The 16,995-nt window shown below is 71.7% G+C and carries 15 protein-coding genes; 14 read left to right on the forward strand and 1 reads right to left on the reverse strand.

Annotated elements, in window-relative coordinates:
• Positions 1–401: 401 nt before the first annotated feature.
• From ACFWY9_RS23505 to ACFWY9_RS23545, 9 genes are all read left to right on the forward strand, one after another.
• Positions 402–1,961: a UDP-N-acetylmuramoyl-L-alanyl-D-glutamate--2,6-diaminopimelate ligase gene (locus ACFWY9_RS23505; RefSeq protein ID WP_378328814.1), complete on the forward strand. Its 1,560-nt coding sequence runs from the start codon at positions 402–404 to the stop codon at positions 1,959–1,961.
• The gene (murF, locus tag ACFWY9_RS23510) at positions 1,958–3,454 is read left to right on the forward strand and encodes a UDP-N-acetylmuramoyl-tripeptide--D-alanyl-D-alanine ligase (RefSeq protein ID WP_378339911.1); all 1,497 of its coding nucleotides are present in this window, start codon (positions 1,958–1,960) and stop codon (positions 3,452–3,454) included. The genes ACFWY9_RS23505 and murF overlap by 4 nt, the downstream gene beginning before the upstream one ends.
• Entirely contained in the window at positions 3,451–4,536 is a 1,086-nt protein-coding gene (gene mraY, locus ACFWY9_RS23515; protein WP_378328810.1) for a phospho-N-acetylmuramoyl-pentapeptide-transferase, read from the forward strand. The genes murF and mraY overlap by 4 nt, the downstream gene beginning before the upstream one ends.
• 3 nt (positions 4,537–4,539) lie before the next feature.
• Positions 4,540–5,985 carry a UDP-N-acetylmuramoyl-L-alanine--D-glutamate ligase gene (gene murD, locus ACFWY9_RS23520; protein WP_378339912.1) on the forward strand — a complete coding sequence of 482 codons (1,446 nt, stop codon included), beginning with the start codon at positions 4,540–4,542 and terminating at the stop codon, positions 5,983–5,985.
• The gene (ftsW, locus tag ACFWY9_RS23525) at positions 5,972–7,489 is read left to right on the forward strand and encodes a putative lipid II flippase FtsW (RefSeq protein ID WP_378328808.1); all 1,518 of its coding nucleotides are present in this window, start codon (positions 5,972–5,974) and stop codon (positions 7,487–7,489) included. Before murD ends, ftsW begins: the two co-directional genes overlap by 14 nt.
• Positions 7,486–8,610, forward strand: coding sequence for an undecaprenyldiphospho-muramoylpentapeptide beta-N-acetylglucosaminyltransferase (gene murG, locus ACFWY9_RS23530; protein ID WP_378339913.1), 1,125 nt, complete (start codon positions 7,486–7,488; stop codon positions 8,608–8,610). The genes ftsW and murG overlap by 4 nt, the downstream gene beginning before the upstream one ends.
• Positions 8,603–10,018 (forward strand): UDP-N-acetylmuramate--L-alanine ligase, encoded by a 1,416-nt coding sequence (gene murC, locus ACFWY9_RS23535; RefSeq protein WP_378328806.1) that lies wholly within the window; start codon positions 8,603–8,605, stop codon positions 10,016–10,018. Before murG ends, murC begins: the two co-directional genes overlap by 8 nt.
• On the forward strand, positions 10,015–10,818 hold the full coding sequence (locus ACFWY9_RS23540) for a cell division protein FtsQ/DivIB (RefSeq protein ID WP_378339914.1): 804 nt from the start codon (positions 10,015–10,017) through the stop codon (positions 10,816–10,818). The genes murC and ACFWY9_RS23540 overlap by 4 nt, the downstream gene beginning before the upstream one ends.
• Before the next feature lie 174 nt (positions 10,819–10,992).
• Positions 10,993–11,823, forward strand: coding sequence for an NAD(P)H-binding protein (locus ACFWY9_RS23545; protein WP_378339915.1), 831 nt, complete (start codon positions 10,993–10,995; stop codon positions 11,821–11,823).
• Between the two features lie 64 nt (positions 11,824–11,887).
• On the opposite strand, the gene ACFWY9_RS23550 is transcribed toward ACFWY9_RS23545, so the two are convergent.
• Entirely contained in the window at positions 11,888–12,595 is a 708-nt protein-coding gene (locus ACFWY9_RS23550; protein ID WP_378339916.1) for a heparin lyase I family protein, read from the reverse strand.
• Between the two features lie 92 nt (positions 12,596–12,687).
• On the opposite strand from ACFWY9_RS23550, the gene ACFWY9_RS23555 reads away from it, so the two are divergent.
• The 5 genes from ACFWY9_RS23555 to ftsZ all read left to right on the forward strand — a co-directional run bounded on the left by ACFWY9_RS23555 (position 12,688) and on the right by ftsZ (position 16,866).
• Entirely contained in the window at positions 12,688–13,197 is a 510-nt protein-coding gene (locus ACFWY9_RS23555; protein WP_378328802.1) for a DinB family protein, read from the forward strand.
• Between the two features lie 50 nt (positions 13,198–13,247).
• Positions 13,248–13,943, forward strand: coding sequence for a DUF1365 domain-containing protein (locus tag ACFWY9_RS23560; protein ID WP_378328801.1), 696 nt, complete (start codon positions 13,248–13,250; stop codon positions 13,941–13,943).
• Complete coding sequence (gene sigK, locus ACFWY9_RS23565; protein WP_378339917.1) at positions 13,936–14,532, forward strand: ECF RNA polymerase sigma factor SigK; 597 nt, start codon at positions 13,936–13,938, stop codon at positions 14,530–14,532. Before ACFWY9_RS23560 ends, sigK begins: the two co-directional genes overlap by 8 nt.
• Positions 14,529–15,296 (forward strand): anti-sigma factor domain-containing protein, encoded by a 768-nt coding sequence (locus ACFWY9_RS23570; RefSeq protein WP_378339918.1) that lies wholly within the window; start codon positions 14,529–14,531, stop codon positions 15,294–15,296. Before sigK ends, ACFWY9_RS23570 begins: the two co-directional genes overlap by 4 nt.
• A gap of 217 nt (positions 15,297–15,513) precedes the next feature.
• The gene (gene ftsZ / locus ACFWY9_RS23575) at positions 15,514–16,866 is read left to right on the forward strand and encodes a cell division protein FtsZ (protein WP_378328798.1); all 1,353 of its coding nucleotides are present in this window, start codon (positions 15,514–15,516) and stop codon (positions 16,864–16,866) included.
• Positions 16,867–16,995: the final 129 nt, after the last annotated feature.

Raw genomic sequence — 16,995 nt, forward strand, 5'->3', positions numbered from 1 at the left:
GGCCCCCCGGCGGGACCGGCCCGCCCGCCACCCCACCCCGCCATACCCCCCACATGGGGGCGGACCCCCCCGTAAGGTGGCCTTAACGGCATGTGAGCATCGGGACCGCGGGCGGGAATTCGCACAGAAAAGCAACCTATTCGTGGCTTGTGCACGTGCAGGGCGGAAAACGTTCCGTCCCCGGCATGATCAATAGCGGCGTGTGTCCACATGAATCAGTGCTCCAGCTGGGAAAACCTTGCGGGACAAGGCTTTGCGGGCAAGCCTCATAGCATGCCGGAGCCGGGAAGCGGGAAATGGCGTACCGCCTGAACGAACCGGAACCGCGCACCAGTAGCCTTCCTGCCGTGTCGGTGTCCTCGTCCAGTCCTCACAGTGCCTCCCCAGGGGCCGCGGCGTCTTTGCCGGACAGCCCGGTCAAGGCGGTCGCCGCGCCCCCTCGGCCCGCGCGTATCGAACCGGTCCCGCTCGCCACGCTGCTCGCCCGCGCGGACGCTCGGCTGATCGCCGACGGTCCCGAAGCGGCCGAGCTGACCGTCACCGGGACCACCCTGCGCGCCCAGCACGTCCTGCCCGGCGACCTCTTCGCCGCGCTGCCCGGTGCCCGCGCCCACGGCGCGGACTTCAGCGACCAGGCGGTCGCGGGCGGCGCCGCCGCGGTCCTGACCGACGAACAGGGCGCGGCCCGGCCCGCCCTGCGCGACGCGGGCGTCCCGGTGCTGGTGCATCCCGACCCTCGGGCCGTCCTCGGCTCGATCGCCGCGTGGATCTACGGCGAGCCGTCGCTGCAGCTGTCGGTCCTCGGGGTCACCGGGACCTCCGGCAAGACGACGACGTCCTACCTGGTCGACGCGGGGCTCAAGGCCGCCGGGATCACCACCGGGCTGATCGGCACCGTGGAGACCCGGATAGCGGGGGAGCGGCTGGTCAGCGGCTTCACCACGCCGGAGGCCCCCGATCTGCAGGCGCTGCTCGCGGTGATGCTCGAAAGCGGCGTCACGCACGTGCCGATGGAGGTCTCCAGCCACGCGCTCGCGCTGGGCCGGGTCAACGGGACCCGGTTCTCGATCGGCGCGTTCACCAACCTCTCCCAGGACCACCTGGACTTCCACCGCGACATGGAGGAGTACTTCGCCGCCAAGTCGCTGCTGTTCGACGGGCGCTCGACCACCGAGATCGTCGTCGTGGACAGCGCGTGGGGCCAGGCGCTGCTGACCCCGCAGACAGTGACGGTGTCCACCGAGCCGGGTACGGACGCCGCCTGGCGGGCCACCGACCTGGCCGCGACCTCGGCCGGGGAGCAGTCGTTCACCCTGCACGGCCCGGACGGGCTCAGCGCGCGGGCGCGGATCCCCCTGCCGGGCGAGTTCAACGTCGCCAACGCGGTCCTCGCGGCCGCGATACTGGCCAACGCCGGGGTCGGGCTCGACGACATCGTGGCCGGGCTCGCCGCGGTCGAGGTGCCGGGCCGGATGGAGCGGGTCTACCTCGGCCAGCCGTTCACCGCGGTCGTCGACTACGCGCACAAGCCCGCCGCGGTCGCGCAGGGGCTCGACGCGCTGCGGGCGCGGACCGAGGGCCGGATCATCACCGTGCTCGGCTGCGGTGGCGACCGGGACACCGCCAAGCGCCCGATGATGGGCGAGGCCGCGGTCCGGCGCAGTGACGTGCTCATAGTGACCGACGACAACCCGCGCTCGGAGGATCCCGCCGCGATCCGCGCCGCGATGCTCGCCGGTGCCAGGGGCGTCGGCCCCGCGCAGGGCGGTGAGGTGCTGGAGATCGGCGACCGCCGCGAGGCCATCACCGAGGCCGTCTCCCTCGCGCGTCCCGGCGACATCGTGTTCGTGGCGGGTAAGGGGCACGAGACCGGCCAGGAGGCCCAGGGCGTCGTCCATCCGTTCTCCGACCGCGACGAGCTCGAAGCGGCCATCAGAAAGCAACTCGAGGTGACTTCGTGATCGTGCTCAGCCTCGCCGAGATCGCCGGCGTCGTCGGCGGCAGGCTGCACCGGGCCGAGGGCAGCGCCACGGTGACCGGCAGCGTCGAATTCGACACCAGGAAGGTCACGCCCGGCGGGCTGTTCGTCGCCCTGCCGGGGGAGCGTGTCGACGGGCACGACTTCGCCGCCAAGGCGGCCGAGGCCGGTGCCGTCGCCGTGCTGGCCGCCCGCGAGGTCGACGCTCCGGCGATCGTCGTGCCGCCGCTGGCCGAGGGCCAAGCCAACGAACGGTCCGTCGCGCTGACCGGGGACAAGGACGGTTCGGGCGCCGCCGTGCTGGCCGCGCTGGGCAAGCTCGCCCGGTTCGTCGTCCAGCGGCTCGCCGCGGACGGCCTCACCGTCGTCGGCGTCACCGGGTCCTCGGGCAAGACCTCGACCAAGGACCTCATCGCCCAGCTGCTCGAACCGCTGGGTCCCACGGTCGCGCCGCCCGGCTCGTTCAACAGCGAGCTGGGCCACCCATGGACGGCGTTGCGCGCGGACACCGCGACCCGGCACCTGGTGCTGGAGATGTCCGCGCGCGGGATCGGCCACATCGCCGAGGCCGCCTCGATCACCCCGCCGAGGATCGGCGTCGTGATCAACGTGGGCAGTGCGCACGTCGGCGAGTTCGGCTCGCGGGAGGGCATCGCGAAGGCCAAGGGCGAGCTGGTCGAGGCGCTGCCGGAAGACGGCGTCGCGATCCTGAACTTCGACGATCCGCTGGTCGCGGCCATGGCGAGCCGGACGAAGGCCAGGGTCGTCGGCGTCGGCGAGAGCCCGGGCGCCCAGGTGCGCGCGGTGGACGTGCGGCTGGACGAGCAGGCGAGGGCGTCGTTCAAGCTGGTGACGCCCGAGGGCGAGGCCGAGGTCCGGCTCCCGCTGTTCGGCGAGCACCACGTGGGCAACGCGCTCGCCGCGGCGGCCGTGGCGCTGGAGCTGGGCACGTCCGTCGAGGACGTCGCCGCGCGGCTGTCGGCGGTCCGGCGGCGCTCGGATCGCCGCATGGAGGTCACCACCCGCGCCGACGGCGTGACCGTGCTCAACGACTCGTACAACGCGAATCCCGAGTCCGTCCGCGCCGCGCTCAAGACGCTGGCGTCGATGGGCAGGGAACGCCGGACCTGGGCCGTGCTCGGCGAGATGGGCGAACTCGGCGAGGAGCGCGTCCGCGCGCACGACGAGATCGGCAGGCTCGCGGTCCGGCTCAACATCTCCCGGCTCGTCGTCATCGGCGAGCGCGCCGCGGCGATGCATCACGGCGCTCAGCACGAAGGGTCCTGGGGCGAGGAGTCGGTGCTGGTACCCGATGTCGGGGCCGCGACGGCGTTGCTGCATGATCAGCTCCGCGCCGGCGACCTCGTGCTCGTGAAGGCCTCCAAGTCCGAAGCTCTGTGGCGGGTGGCCGACGCTCTCCTAGCCGAAGAAGTCCAAGCCCCTGCCCAAGAACGCTCGAACGGTGGTGACGCGTGATCAGCATCCTGATCGCGGCCGCGGCGGGCCTGCTGGTCTCCATTCTGCTGACGCCCTATCTCATCCGGGTCTTCTCCCGGCAGGGTTTCGGACAGGAGATCCGCGAGGAAGGCCCGCAGGGACACAAATCCAAGCGCGGTACCCCGACGATGGGTGGCGTCGCGATCATCATCGCGATGGTCGTCGGGTACTTCGTCGCGCATCTGATCAGCTGGATGCTCAGCTCCAAGGGCGCGATGCCCTCGGCGTCCGGGCTGCTGGTCCTCATGCTCGCGGTGGGACTCGGCGTCGTCGGGTTCCTCGACGACTTCATCAAGATCCGCAAGCAGCGCAACCTCGGGCTGAACAAGACGGCGAAGCTGGTCGGCCAGCTCGTGGTGACCGTGCTGTTCGCGGTGCTGTCGCTGCAGTTCGCCGACGCGCGGGGGCTGACCCCGGCGTCGCAGAACCTGTCCTACGTCCGCGACCTCGCGCTGATCACGTTCCCGTCGATCATCTTCGTGATCTTCTGCTACATCGTGATCTCGGGCTGGTCGAACGCGGTCAACTTCACCGACGGCCTCGACGGTCTCGCCGGGGGCGCCGCGGCGATGGTGCTCGCGACGTACGTGGTGATCTCGTTCTGGCAGGAGCGGCTGTCCTGCGCCAACTACCCGCCGCAGGCCGCCTGCTACGACGTCCGCGATCCGCTGGACCTCGCGGTGGTCGCCGCCGCGGCCACCGGCGCGTGTGTCGGGTTCCTGTGGTGGAACGCCGCCCCGGCGAAGATCTTCATGGGGGACACCGGATCGCTGGCCCTCGGTGGTCTCGTCGCCGGGCTGTCCATGACGACCCGCACCGAGCTGCTCGCCATCGTCATCGGCGGGCTGTTCATGGTCGAGATGATCTCGGTGGTCGCGCAGATCGCGGTGTTCCGCACGACGCGGCGAAGGCTGTTCCGGATGGCGCCGTTCCATCACCACTTCGAACTCGCCGGGTGGGCGGAAACCACGGTGATCATCCGGTTCTGGCTGCTCTCGGCGATCTGCTGCATGTTCGGGCTGGGCCTGTTCTACAGCGAGCAGCTGGGCTTCGGGGGATAGCACGTGACAGCCTCCGTTGAGGGCGGCGGGGACGCAGGCCGGGGCGACCTCGCGGGTCGTCAGGTCCTGGTCGCGGGGGCCGGGGTCACCGGCAAGTCGGTCGTCCCGGTGCTGCGTGAGCTGGGCGCGCTGGTCACGGTCACCGACGGCAACGCCGGGCGGCTGGCCGAACTGGACGGCCTCGGCGCCGAGCTGGTGCCGGGACTGACGGAGCCGCCCGCGGGCACCGGCCTCGTCGTGACCAGCCCCGGCTGGCGCCCGACGGCCCCGCTGCTGGCCGCCGCGGCCGCGGCGGGGATCGAGGTGATCGGCGACGTCGAGCTGGCCTGGCGGGTCGGGTTGCTGCGCGAGCGGCCACCGGCGTGGCTGGTGGTGACCGGCACCAACGGCAAGACGACGACCGTCGGAATGCTGGAATCGATCCTGCGTGCCGCCGGGCTCGACGCCGTGGCCTGCGGGAACGTCGGCTACGCGGTGCTGGACGCGGTCCAGGCCGGGCATGAGGTGCTGGCCGTGGAACTGTCCAGCTTCCAGCTGCACTGGTCCTCGACGCTGGCACCCGCCGCCTCGGTGGTGCTGAACCTCGCCGAGGACCACATCGACTGGCACGGCTCGATGGCGGAGTACGCCGCCGCCAAGGGCCGCGCGCACCACCGCTCCGCCGTCGTCGTGCACAACGCCGACGACGAATGGTCCGCCCGGATCGCCGACGAGCACGCCCCTGCCGACGCGCGCCGCGTCGGGTTCCAGCTCGACACCCCCCGCGCCGGCGAACTCGGTGTGGTCGAGGAACTGCTGGTGGACCGCGCTTTTGTGGCCGATCCGGCGACCAGCGCCGAGGAGCTGGCGACGCTGGCCGACGTCCGCCCGTCCGGACCGCACAACGTCGCGAACGCGCTCGCCGCCGCCGCGCTGGGCCGCGCGCACGGCGTCGGCGCCGAGGTGATCGCGAAAGGCCTGCGGGACTACCAGCCCGCGCCACACCGCGCGGTCGAGGTCGCCGAGGTCGGCGGCGTCCGCTACGTCAACGACTCCAAGGCCACCAACCCGCACGCGGCGTCCGGCTCGCTGCGGGCGCACCCCAGCGTCGTGTGGATCGCCGGGGGCCAGCTCAAGGGCGCGTCGGTCGACGAACTCGTCGCCTCGGTCGCCGGCAGGCTCCGCGGAGTCGTGCTCCTCGGCGTCGATTCGCCGGTGATCGCGGCCGCTCTTGCGCGACACGCCCCGGATGTCCCGGTGAACAGCCTCGTTCCGGGTGACGATGAGCCCATGACTGCGGCGGTGAGTGCGGCCAGAGCCATGGCGCGTCCTGGCGATGTCGTGCTGCTCGCTCCCGCCGCCGCCTCGCTCGACATGTTCCGCGACTACGGCGAGCGCGGCGACGCGTTCGCCGCCGCGGTCCGTGTCCTGCGTGACGGTGCGGGGGAGTCGTCCCATGGCGGTGGTTGACGCCGGGCAGCGCACCGGATCCGACGGGCCCGCCAGGGGCCGTCCGAAGGCCAAGCCCGCGGGCGGGCCGCGCCGCGAGCGGAAGCCCGCCGCGTTCAACTCCGCGCTGACCGCCTGGCTCTCGCGCCCGCTGGCCTCGTTCCACCTGGTGCTCGCGCTGACCGGGCTGCTGACCGTGATCGGGATCGTCATGGTCCTCTCGGCGTCCTCGGTGGCCTCCTACGACCCGAAGACCGGCAGCGGGGTGTACTCGCTGTTCGTCAAGCACCTGGTGTTCGTCGCGATCGGCGCGGTGGTGTTCTGGATCGGCCTGCGGATCCGGCTCGAACGCGTCCGCCGGATGTCGGCCACCGCGGTGGTGCTCTGCCTCGGCATGCTCGTGCTCGTGCTGGTGCCCGGCATCGGCGCCGAGGTCAACGGCTCGAGCGGCTGGTTCCAGCTCGGCGGGTTCTCCTTCCAGCCGGTCGAGGTCGCCAAGGTCGCGCTGGCCTTCTGGGGCGCGCACATCCTGGTGATCAAGTACAACGTGCTGCACCAGTGGCGGCATCTGCTGGTCCCGGTGGTGCCGATCGCGCTGCTGATGTTCGCACTGGTCATGCTGCAGCCCGACCTTGGCGGCACGGTGACGCTGGCGGTCGTGCTGCTCTCGCTGCTGTGGTTCGCGGGCGCGCCGAAACGGCTCGTCGGGGTCATCGTCGCGGGCGGTCTCGCCGGGGTGCTGGTGCTGGCGATCATCGCGCCGTACCGGCTGGCCAGGGTGATGTCGTTCCTCTCGCCCAACGCGGACACCAGCGGCGAAGGGTTCCAGGCCAACCAGGCCAAGCTCGCGCTCGCCGACGGCGGGCTGTTCGGCAAGGGGCTCGGCCAGGGCGCGTCCAACTGGGGCTACCTGCCGGAAGTGCAGAACGACTTCATCTTCGCGCTGATCGGGGAGGAGCTGGGCTTCGTCGGCTGCGCGGTGGTCCTGGCGCTGTTCGCCGGTGTCGCCGTGGTCGGCCTGCGCATCGCCACCCGCAACATCGACCCGTGGATCCGGATCGTCGCCGGCACGCTGACGGTGTCCATCGTCGCGCAGGCGGGGATCAACATCGGGTACGTTGTCGGCCTGCTCCCGGTCACCGGGGTCACCCTGCCGCTGATCTCGTACGGCGGCACCTCGCTGGTGATCACCATGCTGATGATGGGCGTGCTCGCGAACGCCGCCCGGCACGAACCCGAGGCGGTGGCCGCACTGCGGTCCCAGGGCCCGGGTAAATTCGGACGCCTGCTGCGGCTGCCAGCACCCGACCCGTACCGCCCGCCCGCCGCACGCAAGGCGGGCGCGGTGCGCGGCGGGACGAAGGCCGCCCGGCCCGCGCCCCGCACGGCCCGTCCGGCGCCGGCGCAGGAACGGCGCCGCACCTCGGTCCGGGACCCGGGCAGGCGCGCAGTGACACGGAAAACGGCCCGGACAACAGCGAACCGCGGCACCCGGGGTGCCGTGAACCGGAGAGGTCATTGGTGAGTAAGCCCGTCAAACCCGGCGAACGTTCCGTCGCGGGCAAGGTGCCGACGGTGGTGGTCGCCGGCGGTGGCACCGCAGGACACATCGAACCCGCGCTCGCGCTCGCCGACGCGGTCAGGCGGTTGCGCCCGGACGCGAAGGTCGTCGCGCTGGGCACCGAACGCGGGCTGGAGAACAAGCTCGTACCCGCGCGCGGCTACCCGCTGGAGCTGATCCCGCCCGTCCCGCTGCCGCGCAAGCCGACGCCGGAGCTGCTGCGGCTGCCGCTGAAGGTGCGTGACTCGGTCAAGCGGACCCGCGCGGTGCTGGAGCGGGTCGGCGCGGACGTCGTGGTCGGGTTCGGTGGGTACGTCGCGCTCCCGGCCTACCTGGCCGCGCGCGGCCGGACGCCGATCGTGGTGCACGAGGCCAACAAGTCGCCGGGCCTGGCGAACAAGGTGGGCGCGCGGTTCGCGGCGCGGGTCGCGGTCGCCGTCCCCGGCACGCCGCTGCCGAAGGCCGAGGTCGTCGGTATCCCGTTGCGGCAGTCGATCACCTCGCTGGACCGCGCCGCGCTGCGGGCCGAGGCCCGCGCGCACTTCGAGCTCGACCCGGACGCCCCGACGCTGCTGGTGTTCGGCGGTTCGCAGGGCGCGCAGTCGATCAACGCGGCGGTGTCCGGCGCGGCGAAGGAACTGGCCGACGCGGGCGTCGGCGTGCTGCACGCGCACGGTCCGAAGAACACGCTGGTGGTCCAGGAGTTCCCCGGCAAACCGGCGTACGTGCCGGTGCCGTACCTGGAGCGGATGGACCTTGCCTACGCCGCGGCCGACGCCGTCGTCTGCCGGTCCGGGGCGATGACCGCCGCCGAGGTCTCCGCCGTCGGGCTGCCCGCGGTGTTCGTGCCATTGCCGCACGGCAACGGGGAACAGGCGGTCAACGCCCAGCCCGCGGTCGACGCCGGGGCGGCGCTGATGGTCGCCGACGGCGAGCTGAGCGCCGCGAAGATCGCCGAGCTGGTGATCCCGCTGGTGACCGACGCAGACCGCGTCGCGAAGATGAGCGCAGCCGCCGAGGGGATGGGACACCGCGTGGCCGACGAGACGCTCGCCAGGATCGTGCTGGAGGCCGCCGGTGCTTGACGAGACCTTGCCCCAGGAACTGCGCCGGGCGCACCTGATCGGGATCGGCGGCGCCGGGATGTCCGGGATCGCGCGGATCCTGCTCGCCCGCGGCGCGCGGGTGTCCGGTTCGGACGCCAAGGAGTCCCGCGCGCTGCTCTCGCTGCGCACCCAGGGTGCCGAGCTGTTCGTCGGCCAGCGAGCCGAGAACCTCGACGCCTTCCCGGAGGGGCCCTCCGCGGTCGTCGTGTCGACGGCGATCAAGGAGAGCAACCCGGAGTTCGCCGCCGCCAGGGAGCGCGGGATCCCCGTGCTGCACCGCGCGCAGGCGCTGGCCGGGCTGATGGCGGGGCACCGGGTCGCGTGCATCGCCGGGACGCACGGGAAGACGTCGACGACGTCGATGCTGACCGTCGCGCTCCAGAACTGCCGCCTCGACCCGTCCTTCGCCATCGGCGGTGACCTCAACGAGTCCGGGGCGAACGCGCACCACGGCTCCGGCGGCGTTTTCGTCGCGGAGGCCGACGAGAGCGACGGCTCGTTCCTGACCTACACCCCGTCGGTCGCGGTGGTGACCAACGTCGAGCCGGACCATCTCGACCACCACGGCACCGCCGAGGCATACGTCGCGGTGTTCGCCGAGTTCGTGCGGCGCATCGAGCCCGGCGGCGTGCTCATCGTGTGCGAGGACGACCCCGGCGCGGCGGCGCTCGGCGGGGACGCGGAGGCCGCGGGCGTCCGAGTGCTCCGGTACGGGCGCTCGGTGACCGGGGACGATGACGCGAAGGTGCTGTCCCACACCCCGGCCGCGGACGGCAGTGTCGTGCGGATCTCCTTGCGGGGCAAGGAGATCGATGTCCGGGTCGCGGTGCCGGGCGAGCACATGGCGCTCAACACGATCGCCGCGCTGCTCGCCGGGCTCGAACTGGGTGCCCCGCTCGACGGCCTCGTCGCGGGCCTCGCGGTGTTCGGCGGGGTCCGGCGCCGGTTCGAGTTCAAGGGCCGCTCCGGCGACGTCCGGGTCTACGACGACTACGCCCATCACCCCACCGAGGTCGATGCCCAGCTGCGCGCCGTGCGGCACGCGGCCGGGTCGGGCCGGGTCGTCGTGGTGTTCCAGCCGCATCTGTACTCGCGGACGAAGACGTTCTCGAAGGAGTTCGCCGCGGCGCTGTCGCTGGCCGACGAGGTCGTCGTGCTGGACGTCTACGGCGCCCGTGAGGAACCGGAGCCCGGGGTGACCGGCGCGCTGATCGCCGACCAGGTGAGCGTGCCGGTGCACTACCAGCCCGCCTTCGACGTCGCGGCGAAGCTCGTCGCAGATCTGGCGCGGCCGGGCGACCTGGTGGTCACCATGGGCGCCGGGGACGTCACGCAGCTCGGCCCGGAGATCCTGGCCGAACTGGATCGGCGGGGCGGTCAGGGGTGACCTCGACGCGGGAGCGCCGTGGCCCGGCCAGGGAGGCCGGGCGCACGGGCGCGCCCCCGGACCGCAGCAGGCGCGGGCGGCGCACGGAGGCCGAGCGGCAGCGCACCCGGCCGCGGCCGAACCGGCGCAAGGAGATCCGGCGCCGGTGGGTCGCGCTGCTGATAGTGCTCACCGTCATCGGCGGGGTGTACCTGCTGTTCTTCAGCTCGCTGCTCGGCGTCAAGAACGTCGAGGTGGTGGGCGCGAAGAGCGTTTCCGCGGACCAGATCCGCGCGGCCGCGGGCGTTCCGGACGGCAAGCCGATGCTGCGGGTCGACGTCGACGGTATTCGCGACAGCATCGCCGAGCTGTCCGGGATCGCCACCGTCGAGGTCTCCCGTTCGTGGCCGAACACCGTCGAGATCGCGGTCACCGAGCGGACCGCGATCGCCTTCTTCGACAGCGGTCCCGGCGGCGACGGGTTCCACCTCGTCGACGGCGGCGGGGTCGTGTTCAAGACGGTGAAGATCCGCCCGGCCGGGATCCCGCAGCTGAAGCTGCCCAAGGTGTCCGCCGACGATCCGGTGACCCGCGCGGTGACCTCGGTGCTCGGGGTGATCCCGCAGCCGCTGCAGAAGCAGGTCACCAGCGCGTCGGCGAAGACCCCGGGCAGCGTCGAGTTCACGCTGGCCGACGGGAAGACCGTGCGCTGGGGCAGTGCCGAGCAGGCCGACCGCAAGGCGAAGGTGCTCGCGGCGCTGCTGACCCAGCCGGGCAAGGTCTACGACGTCTCGGCGCCGGAACTCCCCACCATCGCGTAGCGAGCGAGTGCTGAAGGACGCTTTCAGTGCATCCAGTGCACTGAAAGCGTCCTTCAGCGCGTTCAGCGCACCGAAGGCGTCCTTCAGCATCCCCCCGATTTCACTGGCTTGGCGGTTCCCGTATGCCGTACTATCGGCTCCGATTTCGTACGGCATACGACATAAGGGGAACACGTGACGATCCTGGTGACGGGCGCGACGGGAAACGTCGGCAGGCTGGTGGTCGACGAACTGGTGGCGGCCGGCGAGCGGGTCCGGGCGCTCACGGTGGATCCGGTGCGGGCGGCGTTGCCGCCGGAGGCCGAGGTGGTCGTCGGTTCACTGGCGAAGCCCTCGACGCTGCCGCTGGCATTGAAGGGAGTCGACGCGGTCTATCTCGCGCCGATGGCGCGCACCGTGGAGAAGTTCACCCGGCTGGCGCGCGAGGAAGGCGTTCGCCGGGTGGTGGCGCTGTCGGGGAGCAGCGTCGGGGAGAGCCACGAAATGTCCAGCGGCCACGAGTTCGAGGCCGTCGAGCAGGCGGTGCGCGCGGCGGAACTGGACTGGACCTTCCTGCGGCCCGGCGCGTTCATGATGAACACCCTCGGCTGGGCCGGAATGGTGCGGAACGGAGAGATCCGGACGAGCTGCGCCGACGCCAGGATCACGCCGATCGACCTCGGGGACATCGCCGCCGTGGCCGCGCGGACGCTGGTCTCCGACGGGCATGTCGGCAAGACGTACGAGCTGAGCGGTCCTGCGGCGGTGAGCCAGCGTGAGCAGGTCGAGGCCATCGGCGCCGCGCTGGGCAAGGAAATCGCGTTCGTGGAACTGACTCCGGACGAGCATCGGCGGGAGTGGGCGGCGCAGGGGATACCCGAGGAGATCGTCGACTGGCTGGTGGAGGGTTTCGGCCGGGTGGCGGCGAATCCGCAGGTCCCGACCGGCGAGGTGGAGCGGATCACCGGCAGGCCCGGAATGACCTACGCGGAGTGGGCGGTCAAGAACGCCGACGCGTTCCGGTGACCCGCCGGCGCGGGAACGGCGGGGCGCGGAAGCCCGCCGTTCCCGTGCCCGCCATGGTGGCTGCTCAGCCCGAGACGTCGGCGTAGGCAGTCCCGATCTTGAGGCCGCCGACGTAGTTCTCGACCGTGCTGCCCGCCGCGCCGTAGACACCCCACTTCGGGTCGTTGACGCTGTCGAACGTGCGGCACGCCCAGCGTTTCCCGCCGTCGGTGAAGGTCTGTTGCGCGCCGTCGACGTACAGCTCGACCCAGCCCCCGGTGGTCTGGTCCGACAGGTGCAGGCCGAGCACGACCTTGTGCCATTCGTTCGCGGCGATCGGCGTGTCCCAGATGACCCTGGTGGCGTCCGGCTGGCGTTGCAGCAACGAGAGCCTGCCGTCGATCATCTTGAGCACCACGGGATAGTTCTGGATGTGGTTGCCGTAGGACTTCCACTGGAACACCGCGTTGTTGTTCACGGTATTGGAGAGTTTGAAGGACCAGCCGAGGTAAAAGGTCTGACCATTGCGGAAGGTGTACTTGCTCCCGTCGACCTTGATTCCCCGGCTTTCGCACCGGTTGCTCCCACTCGGTTTCGCGTAGCGGAACACCGTCCCCTTCACCGGGTCCTTGACCGTCGACACGCTGCCCGGGCTGGCGCATTCCCCGTTGATATTGCCGAAGACGCCGGTTCCCCTGGCCGCATCGCCGTCCCAGAGCACCGAGGCACTGGCCGGGGCGGCGGACAGTACGAGAAGTCCGGACGTCAGCAGAGCTACTGCGGAACGTTTCATACATCCGAGGTATAGGCCACTGTGTCAACGTCGCGGTACCGGCGATCGGGCGCACGCGCCTAATGCCGGTGATGATCGGGAAGACTGGGGCCGTGACCGAGAACGAGGCACGACCGGAACCACCGTTGCTGGGCGACGAACGCGCGCAGCTGACCGGGTTCCTCGACTACCTGCGCGCCACGGTGGTGCTGAAGGCGTCCGGACTGAGCGACGAGCAGGCCCGGCGTTCGCTGCTGCCCAGCGAACTGACCACGATCGCCGGGCTCGTCCGGCATCTGGCCTACGTCGAGCAGTACTGGTTCCGCGTGATCCTCAGCGGCGAGCCGGACACCTGGGCGGCGATCCTCGCCGAAGACCGCGACGCCGACTTCCGGCTCGACCCGGACGTCCCGCTCACCGAACTCGTCGCGGCCTACGAAGCGGAATGCCGGAACAGCCGCGAAGTCGTCGCCCGGCTCGGCTTCTCCGACGAGTTCCCGTTCCGCGACGGCAAGCGGCTCACCGTCCGCTGGGTGGTCGCGCACATGATCGAGGAGACCGGCAGGCACGCCGGGCACCTCGACCTGCTGCGGGAACTGATCGACGGCAGCACCGGCGAGTAGCCGCCGGGGACGGAGCCAATCCGGGCACGCGCCAGTCCCGAAGCCCTTGCGTGCACACGATCACCGCGCTGTACGACGCCACGGTCGCGTATGTCCGGCGGGCCGGGCCGCCGCACGCGTCCGCCCACCGGAGCTACCTGTGGCTCGTCGACCTCGACGCCCCGCCCCGGCTGCCCTGGTGGCTGCGGCCTTTCGCGCGCTTCGACGGCCGGGACCACTTCGCGCCCGGCGGCAGGGCGAGCATCCGCGCGAAACTGGACGCCTGGCTCGCGGGCAGGGGGATCGACCTGCGCGGCGGCCGGGTGCTGATGCTCGCCGGGGCACGCTCGCTCGGCCACGCGTTCAGTCCCATCACCGTTTTCTGGTGTCACGGCCCGGACGGCGCGCTCGCCTGTGTCGTCGCCGAGGTGCACGACACTCGCCGCGGCAGGCACGCCTATCTGCTGCGTCCCGGCGCGGGCGAGCGGTTCGCCGTCTCGCCGTTCCCGGCAATGGACGGTGAATACCGGATGCATCTGCCGAACCCGGAATCCCTGCTCGCGGTGACCGTCGCGTCCGAGCAGGAGGACCGGACGCCGTTTGTCGCTACGCTGCGAGGGGTTCGCCGCCCCGTGACGCGGTGGTGGCTGGTCCGCACCGTGCTGGCCCGGCCCTCGCTGCCACACCGGCCGGCCCGCGGCGACGGCATCGGGGCGCGGATCACGGCCGGTACCCCGCGGAACGCCGGAGGTCAGCTCGATGGATGAGACCGCGCGTCCCCGCCGGTTGTCGGCCGTCGGCCCGTCCGGGCTCACGGCCGAGGACCTCATGGTGCGGGTGGCGAAGGGGGACGAGCGAGCCTTCGAGCAGCTCTACGACGTCCTGGCCGGGCCGATTTTCGGGCTGGTGCGGCGCATCGTGCGCGACGTCGCGCAGTCCGAGGAGGTCGCGCAGGAGGTGCTCGTCGAGCTGTGGCGCACGGCGACGCGGTACTCCCCGGCGAAGGGGAGCGCGCTGAACTGGGCGATGACACTGGCGCACCGCCGTGCCGTCGATCGTGTCCGCTCAGCGCGCGCGAGCACCGACCGGGAACAGAAGGCGACGTTCGAAGCGGCGCGGGGCAGGCCGTTCGACGAAGTCGCCGAATCGGTGACGGCGCGGCTGGAACGCTCGCAGGTCCGCCGCTGCCTTGACCACCTGACCGAACTGCAGCGGGAGTCCGTCCTGCTGGCGTACTACCAGGGCTACACGTATCGAGAGGTCGCCGAGGTGCTGGCCACCCCGCAGGGCACGATCAAGACCCGGCTGCGCGACGGGCTCATCCGGCTGCGCGACTGCCTGGGGGTGGGGTCGTGACCAGTCCCGAGATGCACACCCTCGCCGGCGCGTTCGCGCTCGACGCGGTGTCCGATGTGGAGCGTGCGGAGTTCCGGCGGCATCTGGAACAGTGCGAATCCTGCGCGCTGGAGGTCCGCGAACTGCGGGCCACCGCCGCGCGGCTGGGGATGGCGATGGCCGAGCCACCGCCGCCCGCGCTCAAGCACCGCGTGCTGGCGACGATGCACGCCACCCGCCAGCTGTCGCCGTCCGGACGCCGTGATCCCGCCGACGAGCCGCCCCCGCGCCGCGCCGGCAAGGCGTCCCGCTGGGGTGTCGCGGCGGCGGTGATCGGCTTCGCGCTCGCCGGGGTCGGCGGGGCGGTGGCGTACACGCAGAACCAGGATCTCGTCGCCGCGCGTCAGGAACTGGACCGGACCAAGGCCGCGTACGCGCCGGTGTCACGAGTCCTCGCCGCGCCGGACGCGAAGACCGGGCACGGGTCGGCGTCGATCGGCGGCGGCGGGACGGTGGTCGCGTCGCGGTCGATGGATCAGCTGGTGTTCATGGACACCGGGCTGCCGCCCCGGCCGCCGGGCCGCGTCTACCAGGCCTGGCTCATGCCGTCCGCGGGCACGCCGCGCCCGGCCGGGCTGCTCAACGACGGCCCGACCGGATCGATGATCGTGGCGAACGGCCTGCGTGGCGCCGAAAAAGTCGCGTTGAGCATCGAGCGCGCGGGCGGTTCGACGACCGGCGCGCCGTCGGCGGACGTCGTGCTCGTGATGCCCATGCCGGGGTGATCTTGTGCCTTCCGCGGGCCTCCTGCTCTTGCGCCGGGGAACGCGTTGTGGGAAAACACCTTTGCTCCGCACGGCGTGGCTACTGGATTCCGGCCTGCGTGGTGCCTACCGTCCTGCTCAACGTCGGCAGTTGACATAACTCTCATTCTTGAGTTGAGGTTGAGGGTTTGCCGGGCCGACGGGCAGCACGGGCACAACGATCAGGAAGGCGGACCCGATGACGCCCCCGCACAACTACCTTGCGGTGATCAAGGTCGTCGGTATCGGCGGCGGCGGCGTGAACGCCGTGAACCGCATGATCGAGGTCGGCCTCAAGGGTGTCGAGTTCATCGCGGTGAACACCGACGCGCAGGCACTGCTCATGTCCGACGCCGACGTCAAGCTGGACATCGGCCGTGAACTCACCCGTGGCCTCGGCGCCGGCGCCGCCCCCGAGGTCGGCCAGAAGGCCGCCGAGGACCACCGCGAAGAGATCGAAGAGGTCATCAAGGGCGCCGACATGGTGTTCGTGACCGCCGGTGAGGGCGGCGGCACCGGCACCGGTGGCGCGCCCGTGGTCGCGCAGATCGCGCGCAAGCTCGGCGCGCTGACGATCGGCGTCGTGACCCGGCCGTTCACCTTCGAGGGCAAGCGCCGCGGCAAGCAGGCCGAGGAGGGCATCCAGGCGCTGCGCAACGAGTGCGACACGCTGATCGTCATCCCGAACGACCGGCTGCTGCAGCTCGGCGACATCGGCGTGTCCCTGATGGACGCGTTCCGCTCGGCCGACGAGGTGCTGCTGTCCGGTGTCCAGGGCATCACCGACCTGATCACCACGCCGGGCCTGATCAACCTGGACTTCGCCGACGTCAAGAGCGTCATGTCCGGCGCGGGCTCCGCGCTCATGGGCATCGGCTCCGCGCGCGGGGAGGGCCGGGCGATCCAGGCCGCGGAGAAGGCGATCAACTCGCCGCTGCTGGAGGCCTCGATGGACGGCGCCCACGGCGCGCTGCTGTCCATCGCGGGCGGCTCGGACCTGGGGCTGTTCGAGATCAACGAGGCCGCGTCGCTGGTGCAGGAGTCCGCGCACCCGGACGCGAACATCATCTTCGGGACGATCATCGACGACTCGCTCGGCGACGAGGTTCGCGTCACGGTGATCGCCGCCGGGTTCGACGCGGGCGCGCCGACGCACAAGAAGCTCGACCCCTCGACGTTCGGCTCGCGGCAGGGCGGTTCGACCGCCTCGGCCTCGGCCGGGCAGGTCGGCGGCGGGTCCACCCCGCCCGGCGGCACGCCGTCGCCCTCGGGCGCGACCCCGGTCCCGTCCTCGTCCAACGGGTCGAGCGGCTACCCGGTGCCCTCGACCCGCACCCACTCGCCGATCCCGCCCGCGGGCAACGGTTCCTCGGGCCATGGCGCCACGCACGGTTCGACCCCCGGTGGCCTTCCGCAGCCGGGTGGCGGCTCGCGGGGCTACTCGCCGCTGGGCTCGAGCTCGGGCCAGGGCAGCCTGCCGCACCGGGCCGCCCCGGTGCACGACGACCCGTCCGACGACGAGGTCGATGTGCCCCCGTTCATGCGGCGCTGATCTTCCGGAAGCTGCTGAAGGACGCCTTCGGTGCGCTCGACGCACCGAAGGCGGCCGTGACTTCGGTGGTTGGACTGAAATCGGCCGTGAGCACCCCGCGCGCCCCGGTAGGGCGCCGCGCGCGCGGCC

The organism is Amycolatopsis sp. NPDC059027 (assembly GCF_042739735.1).
GTDB lineage: Bacteria > Actinomycetota > Actinomycetes > Mycobacteriales > Pseudonocardiaceae > Amycolatopsis.

What these genes read in the sequence shown, in the direction of transcription:
- sigK (WP_378339917.1), top strand. Translation starts at nt 13,936, where the DNA reads ATGGATGAGACCGCGCGTCCCCGCCGGTTGTCGGCCGTCGGCCCGTCC.
- ftsZ (WP_378328798.1), top strand. Translation starts at nt 15,514, where the DNA reads ATGACGCCCCCGCACAACTACCTTGCGGTGATCAAGGTCGTCGGTATC.
- ftsW (WP_378328808.1), top strand. Translation starts at nt 5,972, where the DNA reads ATGGCGGTGGTTGACGCCGGGCAGCGCACCGGATCCGACGGGCCCGCC.
- ACFWY9_RS23550 (WP_378339916.1), bottom strand. Translation starts at nt 12,595, where the DNA reads ATGAAACGTTCCGCAGTAGCTCTGCTGACGTCCGGACTTCTCGTACTG.